Annotated in this window: 15 protein-coding genes; 9 read left to right on the top strand and 6 right to left on the bottom strand. The window is 70.4% G+C overall.

Translation table 11 applies throughout. The features are described 5' to 3' along the window. Positions 1–49 precede the first annotated feature (49 nt). Positions 50–1,081, bottom strand: a complete 1,032-nt coding sequence (locus ACWDEW_RS32355; protein ID WP_120049476.1) for an AraC family transcriptional regulator — start codon at positions 1,079–1,081, stop codon at positions 50–52. A gap of 270 nt (positions 1,082–1,351) precedes the next feature. Here ACWDEW_RS32355 and ACWDEW_RS32350 point away from each other — a divergent pair, with 270 nt between their 5' ends. From ACWDEW_RS32350 to ACWDEW_RS32335, 4 genes are all read left to right on the top strand, one after another. Further along, positions 1,352–2,233 (top strand): dioxygenase family protein, encoded by an 882-nt coding sequence (locus ACWDEW_RS32350; protein ID WP_381066822.1) that lies wholly within the window; start codon positions 1,352–1,354, stop codon positions 2,231–2,233. Beyond that, positions 2,230–3,303 (top strand): maleylacetate reductase, encoded by a 1,074-nt coding sequence (locus ACWDEW_RS32345; RefSeq protein WP_450517470.1) that lies wholly within the window; start codon positions 2,230–2,232, stop codon positions 3,301–3,303. Before ACWDEW_RS32350 ends, ACWDEW_RS32345 begins: the two co-directional genes overlap by 4 nt. A 286-nt stretch (positions 3,304–3,589) precedes the next feature. Then, a complete protein-coding gene (locus ACWDEW_RS32340) occupies positions 3,590–4,189 on the top strand; it encodes a flavin reductase family protein (RefSeq protein WP_120049473.1) in 600 nt (199 codons plus the stop codon). A gap of 116 nt (positions 4,190–4,305) precedes the next feature. Continuing rightward, positions 4,306–4,884 (top strand): NADPH-dependent FMN reductase, encoded by a 579-nt coding sequence (locus ACWDEW_RS32335; protein WP_120049472.1) that lies wholly within the window; start codon positions 4,306–4,308, stop codon positions 4,882–4,884. Between the two features lie 174 nt (positions 4,885–5,058). Here ACWDEW_RS32335 and ACWDEW_RS32330 read toward each other — a convergent pair whose 3' ends face one another. Beyond that, positions 5,059–5,625, bottom strand: a complete 567-nt coding sequence (locus ACWDEW_RS32330) for a TetR family transcriptional regulator (RefSeq protein ID WP_450517468.1) — start codon at positions 5,623–5,625, stop codon at positions 5,059–5,061. Between the two features lie 96 nt (positions 5,626–5,721). On the opposite strand from ACWDEW_RS32330, the gene ACWDEW_RS32325 reads away from it, so the two are divergent. The 5 genes from ACWDEW_RS32325 to uidA all read left to right on the top strand — a co-directional run bounded on the left by ACWDEW_RS32325 (position 5,722) and on the right by uidA (position 11,389). Further along, entirely contained in the window at positions 5,722–6,972 is a 1,251-nt protein-coding gene (locus ACWDEW_RS32325; protein WP_450517466.1) for an MFS transporter, read from the top strand. 14 nt (positions 6,973–6,986) lie between these two features. Further along, positions 6,987–7,310: a hypothetical protein gene (locus tag ACWDEW_RS32320; RefSeq protein ID WP_450517465.1), complete on the top strand. Its 324-nt coding sequence runs from the start codon at positions 6,987–6,989 to the stop codon at positions 7,308–7,310. A 491-nt stretch (positions 7,311–7,801) separates the two neighbouring features. Continuing rightward, on the top strand, positions 7,802–9,004 hold the full coding sequence (locus ACWDEW_RS32315; RefSeq protein ID WP_450517463.1) for a glycoside hydrolase family 1 protein: 1,203 nt from the start codon (positions 7,802–7,804) through the stop codon (positions 9,002–9,004). A gap of 26 nt (positions 9,005–9,030) precedes the next feature. Then, entirely contained in the window at positions 9,031–9,852 is an 822-nt protein-coding gene (locus ACWDEW_RS32310; protein WP_430379333.1) for an SDR family NAD(P)-dependent oxidoreductase, read from the top strand. Between the two features lie 58 nt (positions 9,853–9,910). After that, positions 9,911–11,389, top strand: coding sequence for a beta-glucuronidase (gene uidA / locus ACWDEW_RS32305; protein ID WP_450517461.1), 1,479 nt, complete (start codon positions 9,911–9,913; stop codon positions 11,387–11,389). A gap of 11 nt (positions 11,390–11,400) precedes the next feature. On the opposite strand, the gene ACWDEW_RS32300 is transcribed toward uidA, so the two are convergent. From ACWDEW_RS32300 to ACWDEW_RS32285, 4 genes are all read right to left on the bottom strand, one after another. Beyond that, positions 11,401–12,339 carry a dioxygenase family protein gene (locus tag ACWDEW_RS32300; protein WP_359814658.1) on the bottom strand — a complete coding sequence of 313 codons (939 nt, stop codon included), beginning with the start codon at positions 12,337–12,339 and terminating at the stop codon, positions 11,401–11,403. A gap of 11 nt (positions 12,340–12,350) precedes the next feature. Further along, on the bottom strand, positions 12,351–13,418 hold the full coding sequence (locus ACWDEW_RS32295) for a maleylacetate reductase (protein ID WP_359814660.1): 1,068 nt from the start codon (positions 13,416–13,418) through the stop codon (positions 12,351–12,353). After that, on the bottom strand, positions 13,418–14,014 hold the full coding sequence (locus ACWDEW_RS32290; protein WP_381066879.1) for a nuclear transport factor 2 family protein: 597 nt from the start codon (positions 14,012–14,014) through the stop codon (positions 13,418–13,420). Before ACWDEW_RS32290 ends, ACWDEW_RS32295 begins: the two co-directional genes overlap by 1 nt. Positions 14,015–14,138: 124 nt before the next feature. Next, positions 14,139–15,629: an aldehyde dehydrogenase gene (locus tag ACWDEW_RS32285; protein WP_381066882.1), complete on the bottom strand. Its 1,491-nt coding sequence runs from the start codon at positions 15,627–15,629 to the stop codon at positions 14,139–14,141. Between the last annotated feature and the right edge of the window lie 20 nt (positions 15,630–15,649).

Raw genomic sequence — 15,649 nt, 5'->3', positions numbered from 1 at the left:
CTCGCGCGGTCGAAGGACCGATTCGCGCCGAACACCACCGCTGTACCGGCTATCCCCGTACAGGCCCGCCGTCGTACCCGAGTTCGTTCCGCTCACCGCGGTGCCGGCCGCCGGACCTGGCCAGTATCTCGGAGGGCGCGGTGCCGAAGCGTCGGCGGTAGGCGGCGGAGAACCGGCTCAGGTGGGTGAAGCCCCAACGCCCGGCCGCTTCGGTGACTCCCGTGGCGCCCGTCAGCAGTTCGGCATGGACACGGTCCAGACGGACGTTGCGCAGGTACGTCATCGGGGTCACACCGAGGTACTCCCTGAACCCCTCCTGGAGGCGTCGGGCACTCACGCCCGCCGCCCGGGCCAGGTCCCCGACGGTGAAGGGGGTCTCGGGGCGGGCGTCGATCAGCTCGACGGCCTTGCGTACCGTCCGCGGGTAGGCCGGCGGCTGCGGACGCAGCAGCGCTTCGGTGTAGGTGTGCGGCTGGGCCAGCAACAGGCCGCTCACGAGGAGGCGCTCGAAGTGCTGCTGGATCGGCCGCTCACGGATGAGTCCGCCAGTGCTGTCGGACTCGGCCACCAGTAGGTCGAGAGTGTTGCGCCAACTGCGGCCGGGCGCGGACGTCAGGTCGAAGTCGAACGCGAATTCCAGCGGAGCCTGCAGCGGACGGCCCAGGAGGGCCTGCAGTTCGGTCTCGACAAGCCCCCGGTCGATCTTGATCCCCAGATGCTGCTCGCCGTTGTCGCAGCTCAGCAGCCGGTGCTGCTGTGTCGGTGTGAAGACCATGGCGTCGCCGGCGGTCGCCGTCATCTCCTGCCGCCCGGTGGCTGCCTCGAGGGAGCCGCGCAGGACGACATTGATGTGGTAGTGCGACGGTGTCCGCCCGGGATCGACGCGTGTGCGCTGGCCGAAGGTCATCAGGCCGACGGTGACGTGCTCGGTGCGCGTGCCACGGAGTTCCCCGCCGGGGCCGTCGGTGCCCGACAGCGGGGTGACGTCCGCCGGATAGAACAGATCGTTGAGGCGCTCGCGGAAGTCCTCGAAGCCCGATTCGCGGCACAGCACGTGGCTCGCCAGTAGTGAGCGGACCATGCGTCATTGTTATCCGCTCCATGTCCGCACAACAAGGAGCGAGCCACCGGCTTTTGCGCATACTGCCAGGTCATCGGCTTGGTGAGAGGAGTGTCACATAGCAGGTGGATGACCCGAGCCCGGTAGGCCCGAGCCGTCTGAGAATCAGTCGCGGGATTCGGCTGCCGATCGCGCTTCGCGGATGTCGCTCCCCGCCGCGCCTTCATAGCGTTTTTCAGTCTGTTCGTCCGGCCCCTTCCGGCGAATGTCCGCCACGACTGGAGGTCCGTCATGACCGGCACCGACCAAGCGGCGAAGGCCGTCACCGCCGCGGCCGTCGAGAGTTTCCGCGACACCCCGGACCCGCGGCTGCGTGAACTGCTCCAAGGTCTCGTCCGTCATCTGCACAGTTACGTCCGTGAGTTGCGCCCCACGATTCAGGAGTGGGAGTACGCCGTGGAATACCTCACCGCCGTCGGGCAGAAATGTGACCCCACTCGCCAGGAGTTCATCCTGCTCTCCGACGTGCTGGGCGTCTCCATGCTGGTCGAGACGGTGAACGAGCAGGGCGGCGGAACCGAGAGCACGGTCCTGGGCCCCTTCCACGTAGTGGAGTCCCCGAAGCGCGAAAGCGGGGACGGCATCGACCTGATGAGCGTGGGAGAGCCCTGTGTCGTGTCGCTCCGTGTCACGTCGGCGGACGGCAGTCCGCTGGCCGGCGCGAGCGTGGACGTCTGGCAGTGCAGCGCGGACGGCTTCTACGACGTGCAGCAGCCCGACATCCAGCCGCTGGGCAACGGACGCGGTCTCTTCCGTACCGACCACGAGGGCCGCGTGTGGTTTCGCACCGTCGTCCCGAGCCACTACCCCATTCCGACCGACGGCCCGGTGGGAGTGCTGCTCGACGCCACCGAGCGGCACCCCTACCGCCCGGCCCACATCCACTTCATCGTCGAGGCCGACGGCCACCGACCGCTGACGACGCACATCTTCGTCGCCGACGGCCCCTACCTGGACTCCGACGCCGTCTTCGCAGTCAAGGAGAGTCTGGTCGCCGACTTCGCGCAGGTCGACGAAGCGGAGAGGGCCTGCGCGTACCAGGTCACCGCGCCGTTCCGGCTGGCCGAGTTCGATATCGCCGTCGAGCCCGAGACGGACAAGGACGCCGGATGAACGTCCCGCTCGCCTTCGCCTACCAGGCTCTCCCCATGCGGGTGGTGCTGGGTGCCGGAGCCCTCGACCGGCTGGCCGACGAGATCTGCCACGCCGGCCTCCAGCGGGTGATGGTGCTGTGCGCGCCCGGCCGGCGAGACCTGGCCGAGACCGTTGCCGAGCGCATCGGCCCGCACGCAGTGGACATCCATCCGCACGCCCGGATGCACGTGCCCGCCGAGTCGGCGGCCGAGGCCCAACGACGGGCGGAAGAGGTGAACGCAGATGGCTGCGTCGCCGTCGGCGGCGGCTCGGCGATCGGGCTCGGGAAGATCATCGCCCTGCAGTACCGTCTGCCGGTCATCGCCGTACCCACGACGTACGCCGGGTCCGAGATGACACCGGTGTGGGGCCTGACGGAGAACGGCGTCAAGCGCACCGGCAAGGACCCCCGCGTGCTGCCGGTCTCGGTGCTGTACGACCCCGCGCTCACCGTGACCCTGCCCGTGGCTGTCTCCGTGACCAGCGGCATGAACGCGATCGCGCACGCGGTCGAGGCGCTCTACGCGCCGGACGCCTCCCCGGTCATCGATCTGATGGCCGAGGAGGGCGTGCGCGCGCTGGCCACCGCGCTCCCGGGCGTCGTGGCCGACGGCGCCGACCTCGATGCACGCGCCCGTGCCCAGTACGGCGCCTGGCTGTGCGGAGCCTGCCTCGGGGCCACCAGCATGTCCCTGCACCACAAGCTCTGCCACGCCCTCGGCGGCACCCTCGACCTGCCGCACGCTCCCACGCACACCGTGGTGCTTCCGCACGTCCTCGCCTACAACCAGGGCGCGGCGCCCAAGGCGGTCGCCGCCCTCGGTCGTGCCCTCGGCACCCCCACCGACCCGGCCACCCATCTGTGGGACCTCGCGGGCCAGCTCGGCGCTCCGAGGTCCCTGCGGGAACTCGGCATGGCCAAGGGCGACATCGACCGCATCGTCGATGTCGCGCTGACCAACCCCTACGCCAACCCCCGCGAGGTGACCGCGGAAGCCCTTGGCCGACTCCTGCGCTCCGCCTGGTCCGGACAACCCCCGGCTCCCTGAGAGTCCCCTGAGAACGCATTGGGTCCAGTCGGACTTCGACGGTCGGCCGAATGGAACTCCGAGCATGGGCAGCTGTCACAAGCCCAGATGCTTTCGACGTATCGCCCGTCCCGGTGCAGGGCGCGGGACGCCAATCCGCGATCAGGAGCGGGCCGTCGCCCTACGAGGCGTTGGTTGTTCGGCGCAACCGGCGATGAATGGTTTGGTGAAACCGGGCAAGAGGGCAGGCCGACAGGTCGGGTTCCATGAGCACATCGTTTCGTCGATGTGAACTGGAGGCGCGCCGATGTCCAAAACCGCTGATCGAAATCAGACGCGGCAGCACGTGACCTTGATCGACGACGGCTCGCTGGAGCCCGGGCTGTCGGCCGACGGCTTCCGTGAGGCGTTTCGCAACCATCCGGGCGGGGTCGCGGTCGTGACCGCTGATGCCGGCCGAGGCCCGGTCGCCCTGACCGCGACGTCGGTGATATCGGTGAGCGCCACGCCACCGCTCCTGGTTTTCTCGGTGGCGGCCCTCTCGTCGGCGACGCCGACGATCCTGGAGTCGTCGTCCGTGGTGGTGCACCTGCTGGGAGCCGGTCAGATCGATCTCGCGCGTCTGTGCGCGACGAGCGGAGCGGATCGCTTCGCTGACACGGAGGCATGGGCCCGGCTGGCGACCGGTGAGCCGTACTTCGTCGCGGCTCCGGTGTGCATCCGAGGCACCATCGCCGCCACCTTCGCAGCGGGCGCCTCGACGCTCGTCGTCGTCAACGCCACACACGCGCACTACGGGCCGACGGGCGCCGCCGCCCGGAGCGACGCGTCGCGTCCGCTGGTCTACCACGACCGGACCTGGCATCAGCTCAACGAGCAGTCCCAGCTTGTGTCGAGCGCGCAGTAGTGCGATCGCGGTGCCTTCCCCGAAAAGGCAAAGACCTGAGGACTGCTGTCTCTGACCGGTACTTCACCAGCTGACCCATGCCTCACACCCCGTACCAAAGGAGCGGAGAACCTCCCATGGCCAAGCTTGAGATCATCATCGCGAGCACGCGACCGGGCCGGATCGGCCTGGCCGTGGGCGAGTGGTTCGAGACCCGGGCGAAGGAGCACGCAGGCTTCGACGACATCGAGTTGGTGGACCTGGCGGAGGTGAACCTGCCGTTCATGAACGAGCCGCACCACCCGCGCCTGGGCAAGTACACCCACCGGCACACCCGTGACTGGAGCGCCAAGGTCGCGGAGGCGGACGCCTTCGTATTCGTGATGCCGGAGTACAACTTCGGCTACAACGCCGAGTTGAAGAACGCCATCGACTACCTGCACCGAGAGTGGCAGTACAAACCGGTGGGCCTGGTCAGCTACGGCGGTGTCTCCGCGGGTACCCGGGCCGCGCAGATGATCAAGCAGGTGGTGACCACTCTGAAGATGACGCCGGTCGTCGAGTCGGTGTCCATTCCGTTCGTCCACCAACTTCTCGACGAGGAGGACGGCCTGGTGGCGAACGACATCATGATCGGCTCCGCGACGGGGATGCTCGACGAACTCGCCCGGGTTGCTGACGCCCTGCGTCCACTACGCGGGGCCGCGGCGGAGTGAACCCGGATGGCACACACCGTTGCCACGCCCGCAGTCGAGGCGCGTGCAGTGCAAGCCCAGGGCTGCTCCTGCCCGGTCACCGGTTCTGGTGCTGAGCTGGTCGCTGCGCACCAAACCCCGTCAAGGTCCGCAGCCCTGGGAGGACGCCGACTCCGCGCCGGCCCCGGACAGGAGTCAGGTCTGGCTGCCGTCCGCTGCTGAGAGGGCCCGTACCGCCTGGGCGACATCCGCGCGGAGGTCGTCGAGGCTGTGGCCGGGGCCGAGGACCATGCGCCGCAGCTGGGGCATGGCGATGCTCCAGCCGCTCAGGGCGAGGGTGAAGAACACGCGGGCGCGGGCGTCGTCGCCCTGGCCGCCTGACGCCGCCGCGTCGATCTTGTCCTGATAGTGGGCGGTACGGGCCTCTTCCGCCGGGACCGGCTTCTCGCCGAGCTCGAGGGCCTCCCACATGGCCAGCCGCAGTGCCTCGGGGTGGGCGCGGTGGTAGTCGAAGAGGCGCTCGGCGTAGGCGGGGAGGTCTGCGCTGGGCGGTACGGCGTCGGCGAGTTCGGCCAGGGCGCGTTCCAGGACGACGGCGAAGAGGGTGTTCTTGTCGCCGAAGTAGTCGTAGATGGCCCGCTTGTTGGCCTTGGCCTCGGCGGCGATACGGTCCACCCGCGCACCGGCGACGCCGTGCGCGGCGAACTCCGCGGTCGCCGCCGCGAGGATGCGTTCCTTGGTCGCCGTGGAGTCGTATGCCATGCATTCGACTGTAACGAACTGGTTCGTTTGACGAAGGGAAGACGGCCGTGCCAGCCTGATTTCGAACCATCCAGTTCGTTCGGTTGGAGTCAGGTGATGTCGCGAAAGGATCCCAAGGCCACCCCCGCGTCAACGGGCGCAGGTCGCAGGCTGCCGCTGCTCATGGCGCTGGCCTGCGGCGTCAGCGTCGCGAACGTCTACTTCCCGCAGGCCCTCACGCCGCTCGTCGCCCGTGGCTTCGGCATCGCTCCGGCCACGGCGGCGGTCGTGGCGACGGTGACCCAGCTCGGCTACGCGGCCGGGCTCTTCCTGCTGGTCCCGCTCGGCGACCGGCTGCCGCGCCGTCCGCTGATCACCGGGCTGCTCACATTGACCGGCCTCGCGCTCCTGGTCGCCGGTCTCGCCCCGGCGTCCGGTCTGCTGCTCGCGGCCGGCGGTGTGGTGGGCGCGGCGACCGTCGTCCCGCAGCTCCTGCTGCCCATGGCCGCCGGACTGGTCGAGCCGGACCGTCGCGGCAGTGTCATCGGCACGCTGCAGGCCGGACTGATCGGCGGCATTCTGCTCGCCCGCACCTTCGGTGGCGTCCTGGGCGAGCACCTGGGCTGGCGCGCACCGTATCTGATCGCTGCCGCCCTGACCGTCCTGCTCGCCGTGGTCCTCGGTCGCGCCCTGCCCGGGACCGCCCCGGCCGCACAGGGCCGCTACCCGAGCCTGCTGGCCGACACGCTGCGCCTGCTCCGCGACGAACGGCAGCTGCGGCGTTCGGTGTTCTTCCAGGTCACCCTCTTCGGCGGATTCAGCGCGGCCTGGACGGCACTGGCCCTGCTGATCACCGGCCCCCGGTACGACCTGGGCACCCAGACCGTTGGCCTGCTGGCCCTGATCGGCGCGGGCAGTATGTTCTGCGCGCCCGCTGCCGGGCGCTGGGTCGACCGGCTCGGCGCCGACCGGGTGAACCTGTGGTGCCTTCTGGCCGCCCTCGCGGCGGCGGCCGTGCTCACCGCGGGCCTGCTGGGCGGAGCGACGGGGCTCGTGGGACTGGCCGTCGGGCTGCTGCTGCTCGACGTGGCGGTCCAGTGCGGACAGGTGGCCAACCAGGCCCGAATCTTCGCCCTGAGGCCCGAGGCGCGTAGTCGTCTCAACACCGGCTACATGACGTGTGCGTTCCTCGGCGGCAGCGCCGGGTCGTGGCTCGGCGCCCGCGCCTACGCCACACTGGGCTGGGGTGCCGTGTGCGCACTGGTCGGGCTGGCCGGACTCGTCGCGCTCGCCACGTACGCGGTCGGCGGGCGGGGGCGGTACGGCGCCCGGAGCGACCGGTCCCAGCCGGTTACCGCTGCCCGCTGAGTACCGCCCCGCCGGTGCTCTTCGGCAGCCGAGCCAGCGCACTCACCGGCCCAAGCCTCGCGCACCTCATAGCGCACCCACGTGGTCATGCCGACGCACGCCCTCGGCGGGATCATCATGAGGGAGAGCGCCAGTTCATCGACGGATTCCCCGACGAGACGGCCCGCGGCAGGCTTCGCGAGGGCGTCAGCCCCGAGAGCGCCGCCGCTCTTTTCCAGGCCGTGCTCAACGGCCTCCAGCTGCAGTGGGTCCTTGATCAGGACCTCGACATCGTGGGGCCGGTCACCGACTTCGTACGACTGCTGTTCGGCCCGGACGACACCGCGGACGCCGGCTGAACAGCGACGGCGCCTGGCCCGACCCCGCCCCACGGCGATCACGCGGCCATGAACGATCCCGGCCACGGTCGGAGAGCCACCAACCCGTGCCGCCCACACTCATGCAGACGGTGTCGCCCAGCACCTCAGCCCGCTGAAGGGGCAGCCCCGGGCGCTGAACCACCCTGGACCTGTCGTGCGAGGGTCGTGCTCGAGCGCGGTGAGAATCTCCCGCGCGGAGCGTCCGCGTCGCCGGGCGCGCCAGTGGACGTGGCGACGCCCGGCCGCCGGCCACCCGACGGGACGAAGTCCGCCCGCGAATGTAACGCTCAGATTACGAATCCTCCCCACGGTCTTCCTCCCTTCGTGGTCCCGGTTTACCTTCCAGCAAAAACCAACCACTTGGTAAGTATTGGTGCTCGGTCGCAGTCACTGTCCGGGCCCGCAGACATGCCCCGGCTGCCCGAGCGCGCTGGGACCGTCACCCTCGGCACTCAGGAAGGCAGTCGACGATGACCGAACTTGCTCCCGGATTCCTCTGGGGCGCATCCACGGCCCCGCACCAGATCGAAGGCAACAACCTCAACAGCGACTTCTGGGCCAACGAGGGGCGCATCCCTGGCATGGAGCGCAGCGGCGACGCCTGTGACAGCTACCACCGCTACCGCGAGGACATGCGGCTGCTGGCGGACGCCGGCCTCAACGCCTACCGCTTCGGCATCGAATGGGCCCGCATCGAGCCCGTGCCCGGCATGGTCTCGCGTGCCGAACTCGCCCACTACCGGCGCATGATCGAGACGACCTTCGAGCTCGGCCTGACCCCGGTCGTGACCCTGCACCACTTCACCAGCCCCCTCTGGTTCGCCCAGGAGGGCGGCTGGCTCGGCGAGCGCGCCATCGACCGGTTCCGGACCTACGTCGAGACGGTCGCGCCGATCCTCGAAGGCGTCGAGTGGGTCGTCACCATGAATGAGCCCAACATGCTGGCCATCATGGTCGGCATGGCGCGGGCCTTCCAGAACCCGCAGGCCGACGGGGAGTGGCAGAGCCCCACCCTCGACAACGAGGGCCCGCGTCCGCAGCTGCCGGCCCCCGACCCGGCCATCGGTGAGCGGCTCGTCGAAGCGCACCACGCCGCGCGGGCGGTGCTGCGCGAGCGCACCGGCGCCAAGATCGGCTGGACGGTCGCCAACCGTGCCTTCGTGGCCCGTCCCGGCGCGGAGGAGAAGAAGCGGGAGCTGGAGCGCACCTGGGAGGACCTTTACCTGGACGGAGCGCGCGACGACGACTTCGTGGGTGTGCAGTCGTACTCCAGTCAGTGGGTCGGCCAGGACGGCATCGAGCCCTATCCTCCGCACCCGGACAACACTCTCGTAGGGACCGCCTACCGGCCCGACACCCTGGGCATCGCGGTGCGACACACCGCCGAGGTCACCGGCGGCCTGCCGATCCTGGTCACCGAGAACGGCATCGCCGCCGGCGACGACACCCGCCGTATCGCCTACACCGGCGATGCCCTGGAGCACCTCGGCAAGGCGATCGCCGACGGGGTTGACGTACGCGGCTATCTGCACTGGAGCCTGCTCGACAACTACGAGTGGGGTCACTGGGCGCCGACGTTCGGCCTGGTCGACGTCGACCGCGAGACGTTTGAGCGTCGCCCCAAGCCCTCTCTGGCGTGGCTGGGCGAGACCGCCCGTTGCGGCCGGATCTGACCGCCCCGCCCAAGGGAGGACACACCGTGCAGGTTTCCGTACCCGACGTCTCGTCGAAGTCCCTGGCCGAACTCGTCTCGCTGACCGGGCGGCGTGCCGTCGTGACCGGCGCGGGCCGGGGGCTGGGCCGGGCCGTCGTCGAACGGCTGGCCGAGGCGGGAGCGGACGTGCTCGTCGCGGACATCGAGGACGAACTCGCCACCTCCGTCGCCCAGGATCTCGACTGCCGGAGTCAGGGCCGAGCCCTGGCCGCCCACCTGGACGTCACCGAACCCGACAGCGTCGTGGCCGCCGCCGACCTCGCGGTCCGGGAGCTCGGCGGGATCGACATCTGGGTGAACAACGCCGGCATCTTCCCCAGCGTGTCCGCCCTGGAGATGTCCGACAAGGCCTTCGACGAGGTGTTCGCCGTCAACACCCGCGGGGTCTTTCTCGGCTCCCGGGAGGCCGCACGCCGGATGAGCGAGGCCGGACACGGGGGCGTCATCGTCAACGTGGTCTCCACGGCCGGGTTCCGCGGCACGGCCCCGGGCCTTGCCGCCTACGTCGGCTCCAAGCACGCGGCACGCGGACTCACCCGGCAACTCGCCCTGGAATTCGCCCCGTTCGGCATCCGTGTACTGGGCGTCGCACCGACATTCGTGCCGACCGAGGGGAACATGGCGGCGGCCGCCGCTGCCGGGGTGCCCCTGGACTCCGAGGCGATCCAGTCCGTGATGCGGCCGGGCCCCCTCGGCCGGCTCGGCGTGCCCGACGACATCGCCCGCGTGGTCCTGTTCTGCGCCAGCGACCTCTCGGCCTTCATGACGGGCAGCACGCTCCTCGCCGACGCCGGCGAGACGGCGTAACCGCACACCGCCACGACCCCGACCAACCCGACCGCACCGAGCACCCGGTAGGAACTCCATGCTCTCGCCCCGCACCACCCCCACCCGCGACGCCGTCGGCCTCGACGGCCTGTGGCGGTTCGCTCCCGGCACCCGGACCGGCACCGCCCCGTGGGCATCACGCCTGCCCCCGCCGCTCGAAGTCCCCGTGCCCGCCAGCTACAACGACCTGTTCGTGGACCCGGAGATCCGCGACCACGTCGGCGTCGTCTGGTACCAGCGCGACGTGCGCGTCCCGCACGGCTGGACCGGCGAACGCGTGGTCCTGCGCTTCGGCTCCGTCACCCACGCCGCGCAGGTCTACGTGGACGAACGGCTCGTGGCCGAACACACCGGCGGCTACACGCCGTTCGAGGCGGACCTGACCGGCGTCGTCGAGCCGGGCGCCGCGTTCCGGCTGACGGTCGGGGTCGACAACCGGCTGACGAACACGACCATCCCGCCCGGCACCGTCACGACCGGCCCCGACGGCCGCGAACGGCAGTCGTATCTGCACGACTTCTACAACTACGCGGGCATCGCCCGCCCGGTCCGCCTGTACAGCACGCCGACGACCTACGTCGAGGACGTCACCGTCGTCACCGGCCGGGACGGCGCGGCCGGCACCGTTGGTTACCTCGTTCAGAGCGCCGGTGAGGACGCCGAGGCGGCCGCCGTGCGGGTGCGCGCGGTGGACGAGGCCGGCCGGACCGTCGCGGAGGGAGCAGGCCCGGAAGGCGTCCTGCGCATCGAGGAGGTCACGCTCTGGCAGCCGGGCGCGGCCTACCTCTACGACCTCGTCGTGGAACTGGCAGTGGACGGCGAGACGGTCGACAGCTACACCCAGCCCTTCGGGGGCCGGACCGTCGAGGTGCGCGGCACCGAATTCCTCATCAACGGGGAGCCGTTCTACTTCACCGGCTTCGGCAAACACGAGGACACCCCCGTCCGCGGCAAGGGGCACGACGACGCCTACCTCGTCCACGACTTCCAGCTCATGCAGTGGACCGGCGCCAACTCCTTCCGCACCTCCCACTACCCCTACGCCGAGGAGGTCCTGGACTTCGCCGACCGGCACGGCATCGTCGTCATCGACGAGACCGCCGCCGTCGGCCTCAACCTGGGCGTCCAGGGCGGGCTGACCGGCGTGCCGCCGACCCCGACCTTCGCGCCGGAGAACTTCGGCGGTACCACCCGCGACGTCCACGCCCAGCACCTGCGGGAGCTGATCGTACGGGACAAGAACCACCCGAGCGTGGTGATGTGGTCCCTCGCCAACGAACCCGCCTCCAACGAGGACGGCGCCCGCGAGTACTTCGAGCCGCTGGTCGAACTGGCCCGCAAACTCGACCCGACCCGGCCCCTCACCTACTCCGCCGTCATGTTCGCGACCCCGCAGAACGACAAGATCGGCGACCTGTTCGACGTCCTGAGCATCAACCGCTACTACGGCGGGTGGAGCGACCCCGTCGCGACGCGGCCCACCGTCTCGACGGCGGGACCCTCCTGCTCGGTCTGAGCGGCAGGCAGTCACACGCCCTTGGGGGCGAGGATGATGTCGAAGCGCACCCGGCTCCACGTGCCGTCGATGACGCGGCCGTCGGGCGTCGGCGTGCCGGCGGGCTGCCGCTCGAACCGCTTGATCAGCGAGTCCTTGACGCCGAAGACGGTGTCCTTGCGGCCGATCGGGTCGCCCTCGGGGAAGATGTGGGTCACCAACGTGCGCGCCCCTTCGTGGGAGACCATGAAGTGCAGGTGGCTGGCGCGCAGCGGTGAGCGGCCGACCGCGTCGAGCATCTTGCCGACGGGTCCGTCGTTCGGGATGGGGTACGGCGTCGGCGTGAGACCCCAGAAGCGGTAGCCGCCGTCGGCCGCGGAGAACAGGTGTGCCCGGCCGGCGCGTTTGCCGGCGTCGTACTGCACGTCGTAGAGCCCGTCCTCGTCGGCCTCCCAGACCTCGATCCGCGCGCCCGCGAGCGGGGTGCCGTCAGTGTCGGTGACGGTGCCCTCGACCCAGCAGGGCTCGCCGGGGGCACCGAAGGCCAGGTCGTCGCCGAGTTCGATCGCGGGGGAGTCCTCGACGAAGAACGGCCCGAAGACGGTGGCCTCGGTGGCGCCCTTGTAGGCCTGGTTGTTGACGTTGATCGTCTGCATGCTCGCGCCGAGGGTGTCGGAGAGCAGGATGAACTCCTGCCGGACCTCGTCGGTGATGTGGCCGGCCCTGGTGAGGAAGTCGATCGCCGTGCCCCATTCCTCCTCGGTCAGCCGGACCTCGCGGATGAACGAGTGCAGGTGCCTGACCAGCGAGATCATGACTTCTTGCAGCCGCGGGTCCTGGCAGGCGTCGAAGGAGGCCACGACGTTGTCGACGAGCTGCTGCTCGACCGCCTGCTGCTCGGGCGACACCTCGCGGTCGACGGCGGCCTGGGCACCGGCCTGGGCCGAGCCGGGATTGACGTAGGTAGCCATGACGGCCTCCTTCAGCTGATCGGGTCGCCCGCCCACGCCGCGTGCAGCAGCGCCGTCAGGTTCGAGTAGGTGACAGGGGTGGGGTTGTTGGCCGGGATCGCCTTGATGATCGGCCCCAGCGCCTTGGCGATGCCGTCCTCGGGCATGCCGTAGTCGCGCAGCGCCCGCGGCGCGTCCAGCGCCTGGCGCAGGGCGGCCAGGCCGGCGCTCGCCGTCCGGGTGGAGAACACCGTGCCCAAGGCCTGGGCGATGCGCGCCTCCGCCTCGGGTGCGTGCGGGGCGTTGAAGGCCAGCACGTAGGGCAGCACGACCGCGTGGGTCTGGGCGTGCGGGAGGTTGAACATGCCGCCGAGGACGTGGCAGATCTTGTGGTGCATCCCGGAGCCGGCCGAGGCGAACGCGACGGCGGCGAGGTAGGCGCCGTACAGGGTCTGCTCGATGCCCTCCGTGCTCGTCGAGTCGTCGGCCACCGCCGGCAGGCCGGTCGCCAGTGCGCGGATGCCCTCCTGTGCCAGCGCCCGGTCGATGGGGTCGGCGCGCGGTCCCCACATCGAGTCCACACAGTGCGCCATCGCGTTCAGGCCGCTGGCCACGGTCATCTCGCCGGGCAGCGTGGTCAGCAGGCTCGCGTCGTAGACGACCGACGCGGGCAGCACCTTGTCGTCCACGCCGGTGGTCTTGGTCTCGCCCTCGGTCAGGCCCCACACATTGGTCGCCTCCGAGCCGGCGTAGGTGGTGGGGACCGCGACGATGGGCAGCCCGGTGGTCAGCGCCACCGCCTTGGCCAGGCCCGTGGTCGAGCCGCCGCCGACGCTGACCAGGATGTCCGCGCCCGCGTCGACCGCCGCCCGCAGGGCCCGCCCCACGACCTCGACCGGCACATGCATCACGACCTCCTCGTGGCGCAGCACGACCGGGAGCTCCTTGGCGATGGGGTCGGCCAGCTCCCGCTCGCGGTCCGACGCGATCAGCATGACCTTGGAACCGCCGAGCGCCTCGACCTCCGCCGCGACGGCGGCGGGTGACTCCCCGGCCGCGAACACCACGCGCTGGGGAAGGGTTTCGTGTGTGAACTTCATCAGGCCTCCGCCAGCCATTGCTTGCCTTCGCCGTAGAGCTGTTCGACTGCTGTGCCGGTGAGGCCGGGAAGCCCGTCCTTCACCGTGAAACCCGCCTTGGTCTGCAGGTAGGCCAAGTGCCGGTAGCCGGTCGGGAACCGGTTGAGAAGGTTGGGGTCCAAGGTCAGTGAGGCGGCGGGGTCGACGACGTCGAGCCGGTCCTTCTCGTAGATCGGCTGCCGGCGCACGAGGGTCCAGCGTCCCTCGTGGCGGGCGAGGAAGTCGTAGAAGCGGCCGGTGCACACGACGTCGACCTCGACGCCGTCGACGCTCGCGCGCTGGTTGATGGTCATCTTCGTCTGGGCGAGGGCCCGGTCGCCGGCGGTGTCCGCGGTGTGGCCGCCGAGGAAGTGCAGGATGCTGACGCCGTTCTCGAAGCCCTCACGGCTGGCCTTGATGAAGTCGGTGGCGCTTCCCTGGAACCAGGTGGCGCTCATCCGGCCGTCGCGCGGATGCCAGAGTGTGGCGAAGCGGTCCCAGTCCCCGGCGTCGCGCCACAGCGCCCAGTTCTCGACGAGCTGCCGGATCTCGTGGCGGTCGGTGTCGGTCTGCGACATGGTTCGATCTCCGCTCGGTCTGGTACGACGGGATGCAAGCCGCCTGCGAGGGACAGCTGCGGCGGGGAGTGCCGGGCCCGGCGCACGCTGTCTCACGTGCGCCGTACGACCTCGCTCGCGTCCCTCAGATGGGGTAGTGGCGGGATCCCGACTGGATGGTGATCCAGCGCAGCTCGGTGAACTCCTCCAATGCGGCGCGGGAGCCGAAGCGGCCCCAGCCGCTGGCGCCGACCCCGCCGAAGGGCATCTGGGGCTCGTCGTGCACGGTGGCGCCGTTGATGTGGCAGATGCCGGACTTGATCCGGCGGGCCACGTCGAGGGCGGCGGCGGCGTCCTTGCCGAAGACGGCGGCGGAGAGGCCGTACTCGGTGTCGTTGGCGACCGCGACGGCTTCGTCGGTGGAGTCCACCTCGATGATCGAGACCACCGGGCCGAAGGACTCCTCGCGGTAGATGCGCATGTCCGGTGTGACGCCGCGCAGCACGGTGGGCTGCACGAACAGGCCGTCGGCCGTGCCGCCGGTCAGGACCTGCGCGCCCTTGGCGCGGGCGTCCTCGATCAGCGCGACCACGTGGTCGCGGGCGGCTGCGTGGACCAGCGGACCGATCTGTGAGGCGGGGTCGCTCGGCGGGCCCACGACCAGCTTGGCGGCCCGGTCGGCCAGGCGGGAGCAGAGTTCGTCGGCGACACTCCGGTCCACGATGACGCGTTCGGTGGACATGCAGATCTCGCCCTGGTTCATGAAGGCGCCGAAGTTGGCCGCGGCGGCGGCCTCCTCCAGATCCGCGTCGGGAAGCACCAGGAAGGGCGCCTTGCCGCCGAGTTCCAGGACGACCCGGGTCAGGTGGCGGCCGCCGAGTTCGCCGATGATGCGGCCGACGCGGCTGGATCCGGTGAAGTTCACGCGCGTCACGGCGGGGTGGGCGATGAGGGCCTCGACGACGCTCGGGCCGTCCTCGGGCGCGTTGCTGATGAGGTTGACCGCTCCGGCGGGCACGCCGGCGTCGTGCAGTACCTCGACGATGGCGGCCTGGGTGAGTGGCGTCTGCTCGGAGGACTTCAGTACGACGGTGTTGCCCCACACCAGCGGCCACACGATGGAGCGCACGCCGAGGATCAGCGGGGCGTTCCACGGTGCGATGCCGACGACCACGCCGACCGGCTGGCGCACGCCGAGAGCGGTGAGGCCGGGCACGTCGGAGGGGATGACCTCGCCGACGGCCGCGTAGGCCTGGGCCGCCGCTTCGACGAACATGCCCTTCGCGACATGCACGTTGAAGCCGCACCAGGGGAGCGTGGCGCCCATCTCGCGGCTCATCGTGGCGACGATGTCGTCGGTGCGCTCACCGAGCAGGACAGCCGCGCGCTCCAGCACCGACCGCCGTGCGGCCGGCGGTAGGCCCGACCACTCCTCAAGAGCGGCCGCCGCCGCGTCCACCGCGAGGTTGACGTCCTCGGCGGAGGCCGCGGCGACCCGTGCGATCGGTTCACCGGTCAGGGCCTCGACCGTCTCGAAGTAGCGGCCGTCCCTGGCCGCGACGTGCTCGCCCGCGATGAGGAGGTCGCTGGTCCGTACCGCGCCGGACGCGGGCGCCTCGATCTCTGTAGCTGACATGTGTTGTCCCACTTCCACAA

Source organism: Streptomyces sp. NPDC001100, assembly GCF_053598575.1.
Note: the sequence above shows the minus strand (reverse complement) of the source record. Positions and strands in the feature narration are given on the sequence as shown.

Bases quoted from the DNA above. Each gene is read 5' to 3' on its own strand.
- ACWDEW_RS32350 (WP_381066822.1), top strand. From the start codon at position 1,352: ATGACCGGCACCGACCAAGCGGCGAAGGCCGTCACCGCCGCGGCCGTC.
- ACWDEW_RS32330 (WP_450517468.1), bottom strand. From the start codon at position 5,625: ATGGCATACGACTCCACGGCGACCAAGGAACGCATCCTCGCGGCGGCG.
- ACWDEW_RS32315 (WP_450517463.1), top strand. From the start codon at position 7,802: ATGACCGAACTTGCTCCCGGATTCCTCTGGGGCGCATCCACGGCCCCG.
- ACWDEW_RS32285 (WP_381066882.1), bottom strand. From the start codon at position 15,629: ATGTCAGCTACAGAGATCGAGGCGCCCGCGTCCGGCGCGGTACGGACC.
- ACWDEW_RS32345 (WP_450517470.1), top strand. From the start codon at position 2,230: ATGAACGTCCCGCTCGCCTTCGCCTACCAGGCTCTCCCCATGCGGGTG.
- ACWDEW_RS32300 (WP_359814658.1), bottom strand. From the start codon at position 12,339: ATGGCTACCTACGTCAATCCCGGCTCGGCCCAGGCCGGTGCCCAGGCC.
- ACWDEW_RS32325 (WP_450517466.1), top strand. From the start codon at position 5,722: ATGTCGCGAAAGGATCCCAAGGCCACCCCCGCGTCAACGGGCGCAGGT.
- ACWDEW_RS32290 (WP_381066879.1), bottom strand. From the start codon at position 14,014: ATGTCGCAGACCGACACCGACCGCCACGAGATCCGGCAGCTCGTCGAG.
- ACWDEW_RS32295 (WP_359814660.1), bottom strand. From the start codon at position 13,418: ATGAAGTTCACACACGAAACCCTTCCCCAGCGCGTGGTGTTCGCGGCC.
- ACWDEW_RS32355 (WP_120049476.1), bottom strand. From the start codon at position 1,081: ATGGTCCGCTCACTACTGGCGAGCCACGTGCTGTGCCGCGAATCGGGC.
- uidA (WP_450517461.1), top strand. From the start codon at position 9,911: ATGCTCTCGCCCCGCACCACCCCCACCCGCGACGCCGTCGGCCTCGAC.
- ACWDEW_RS32335 (WP_120049472.1), top strand. From the start codon at position 4,306: ATGGCCAAGCTTGAGATCATCATCGCGAGCACGCGACCGGGCCGGATC.
- ACWDEW_RS32340 (WP_120049473.1), top strand. From the start codon at position 3,590: ATGTCCAAAACCGCTGATCGAAATCAGACGCGGCAGCACGTGACCTTG.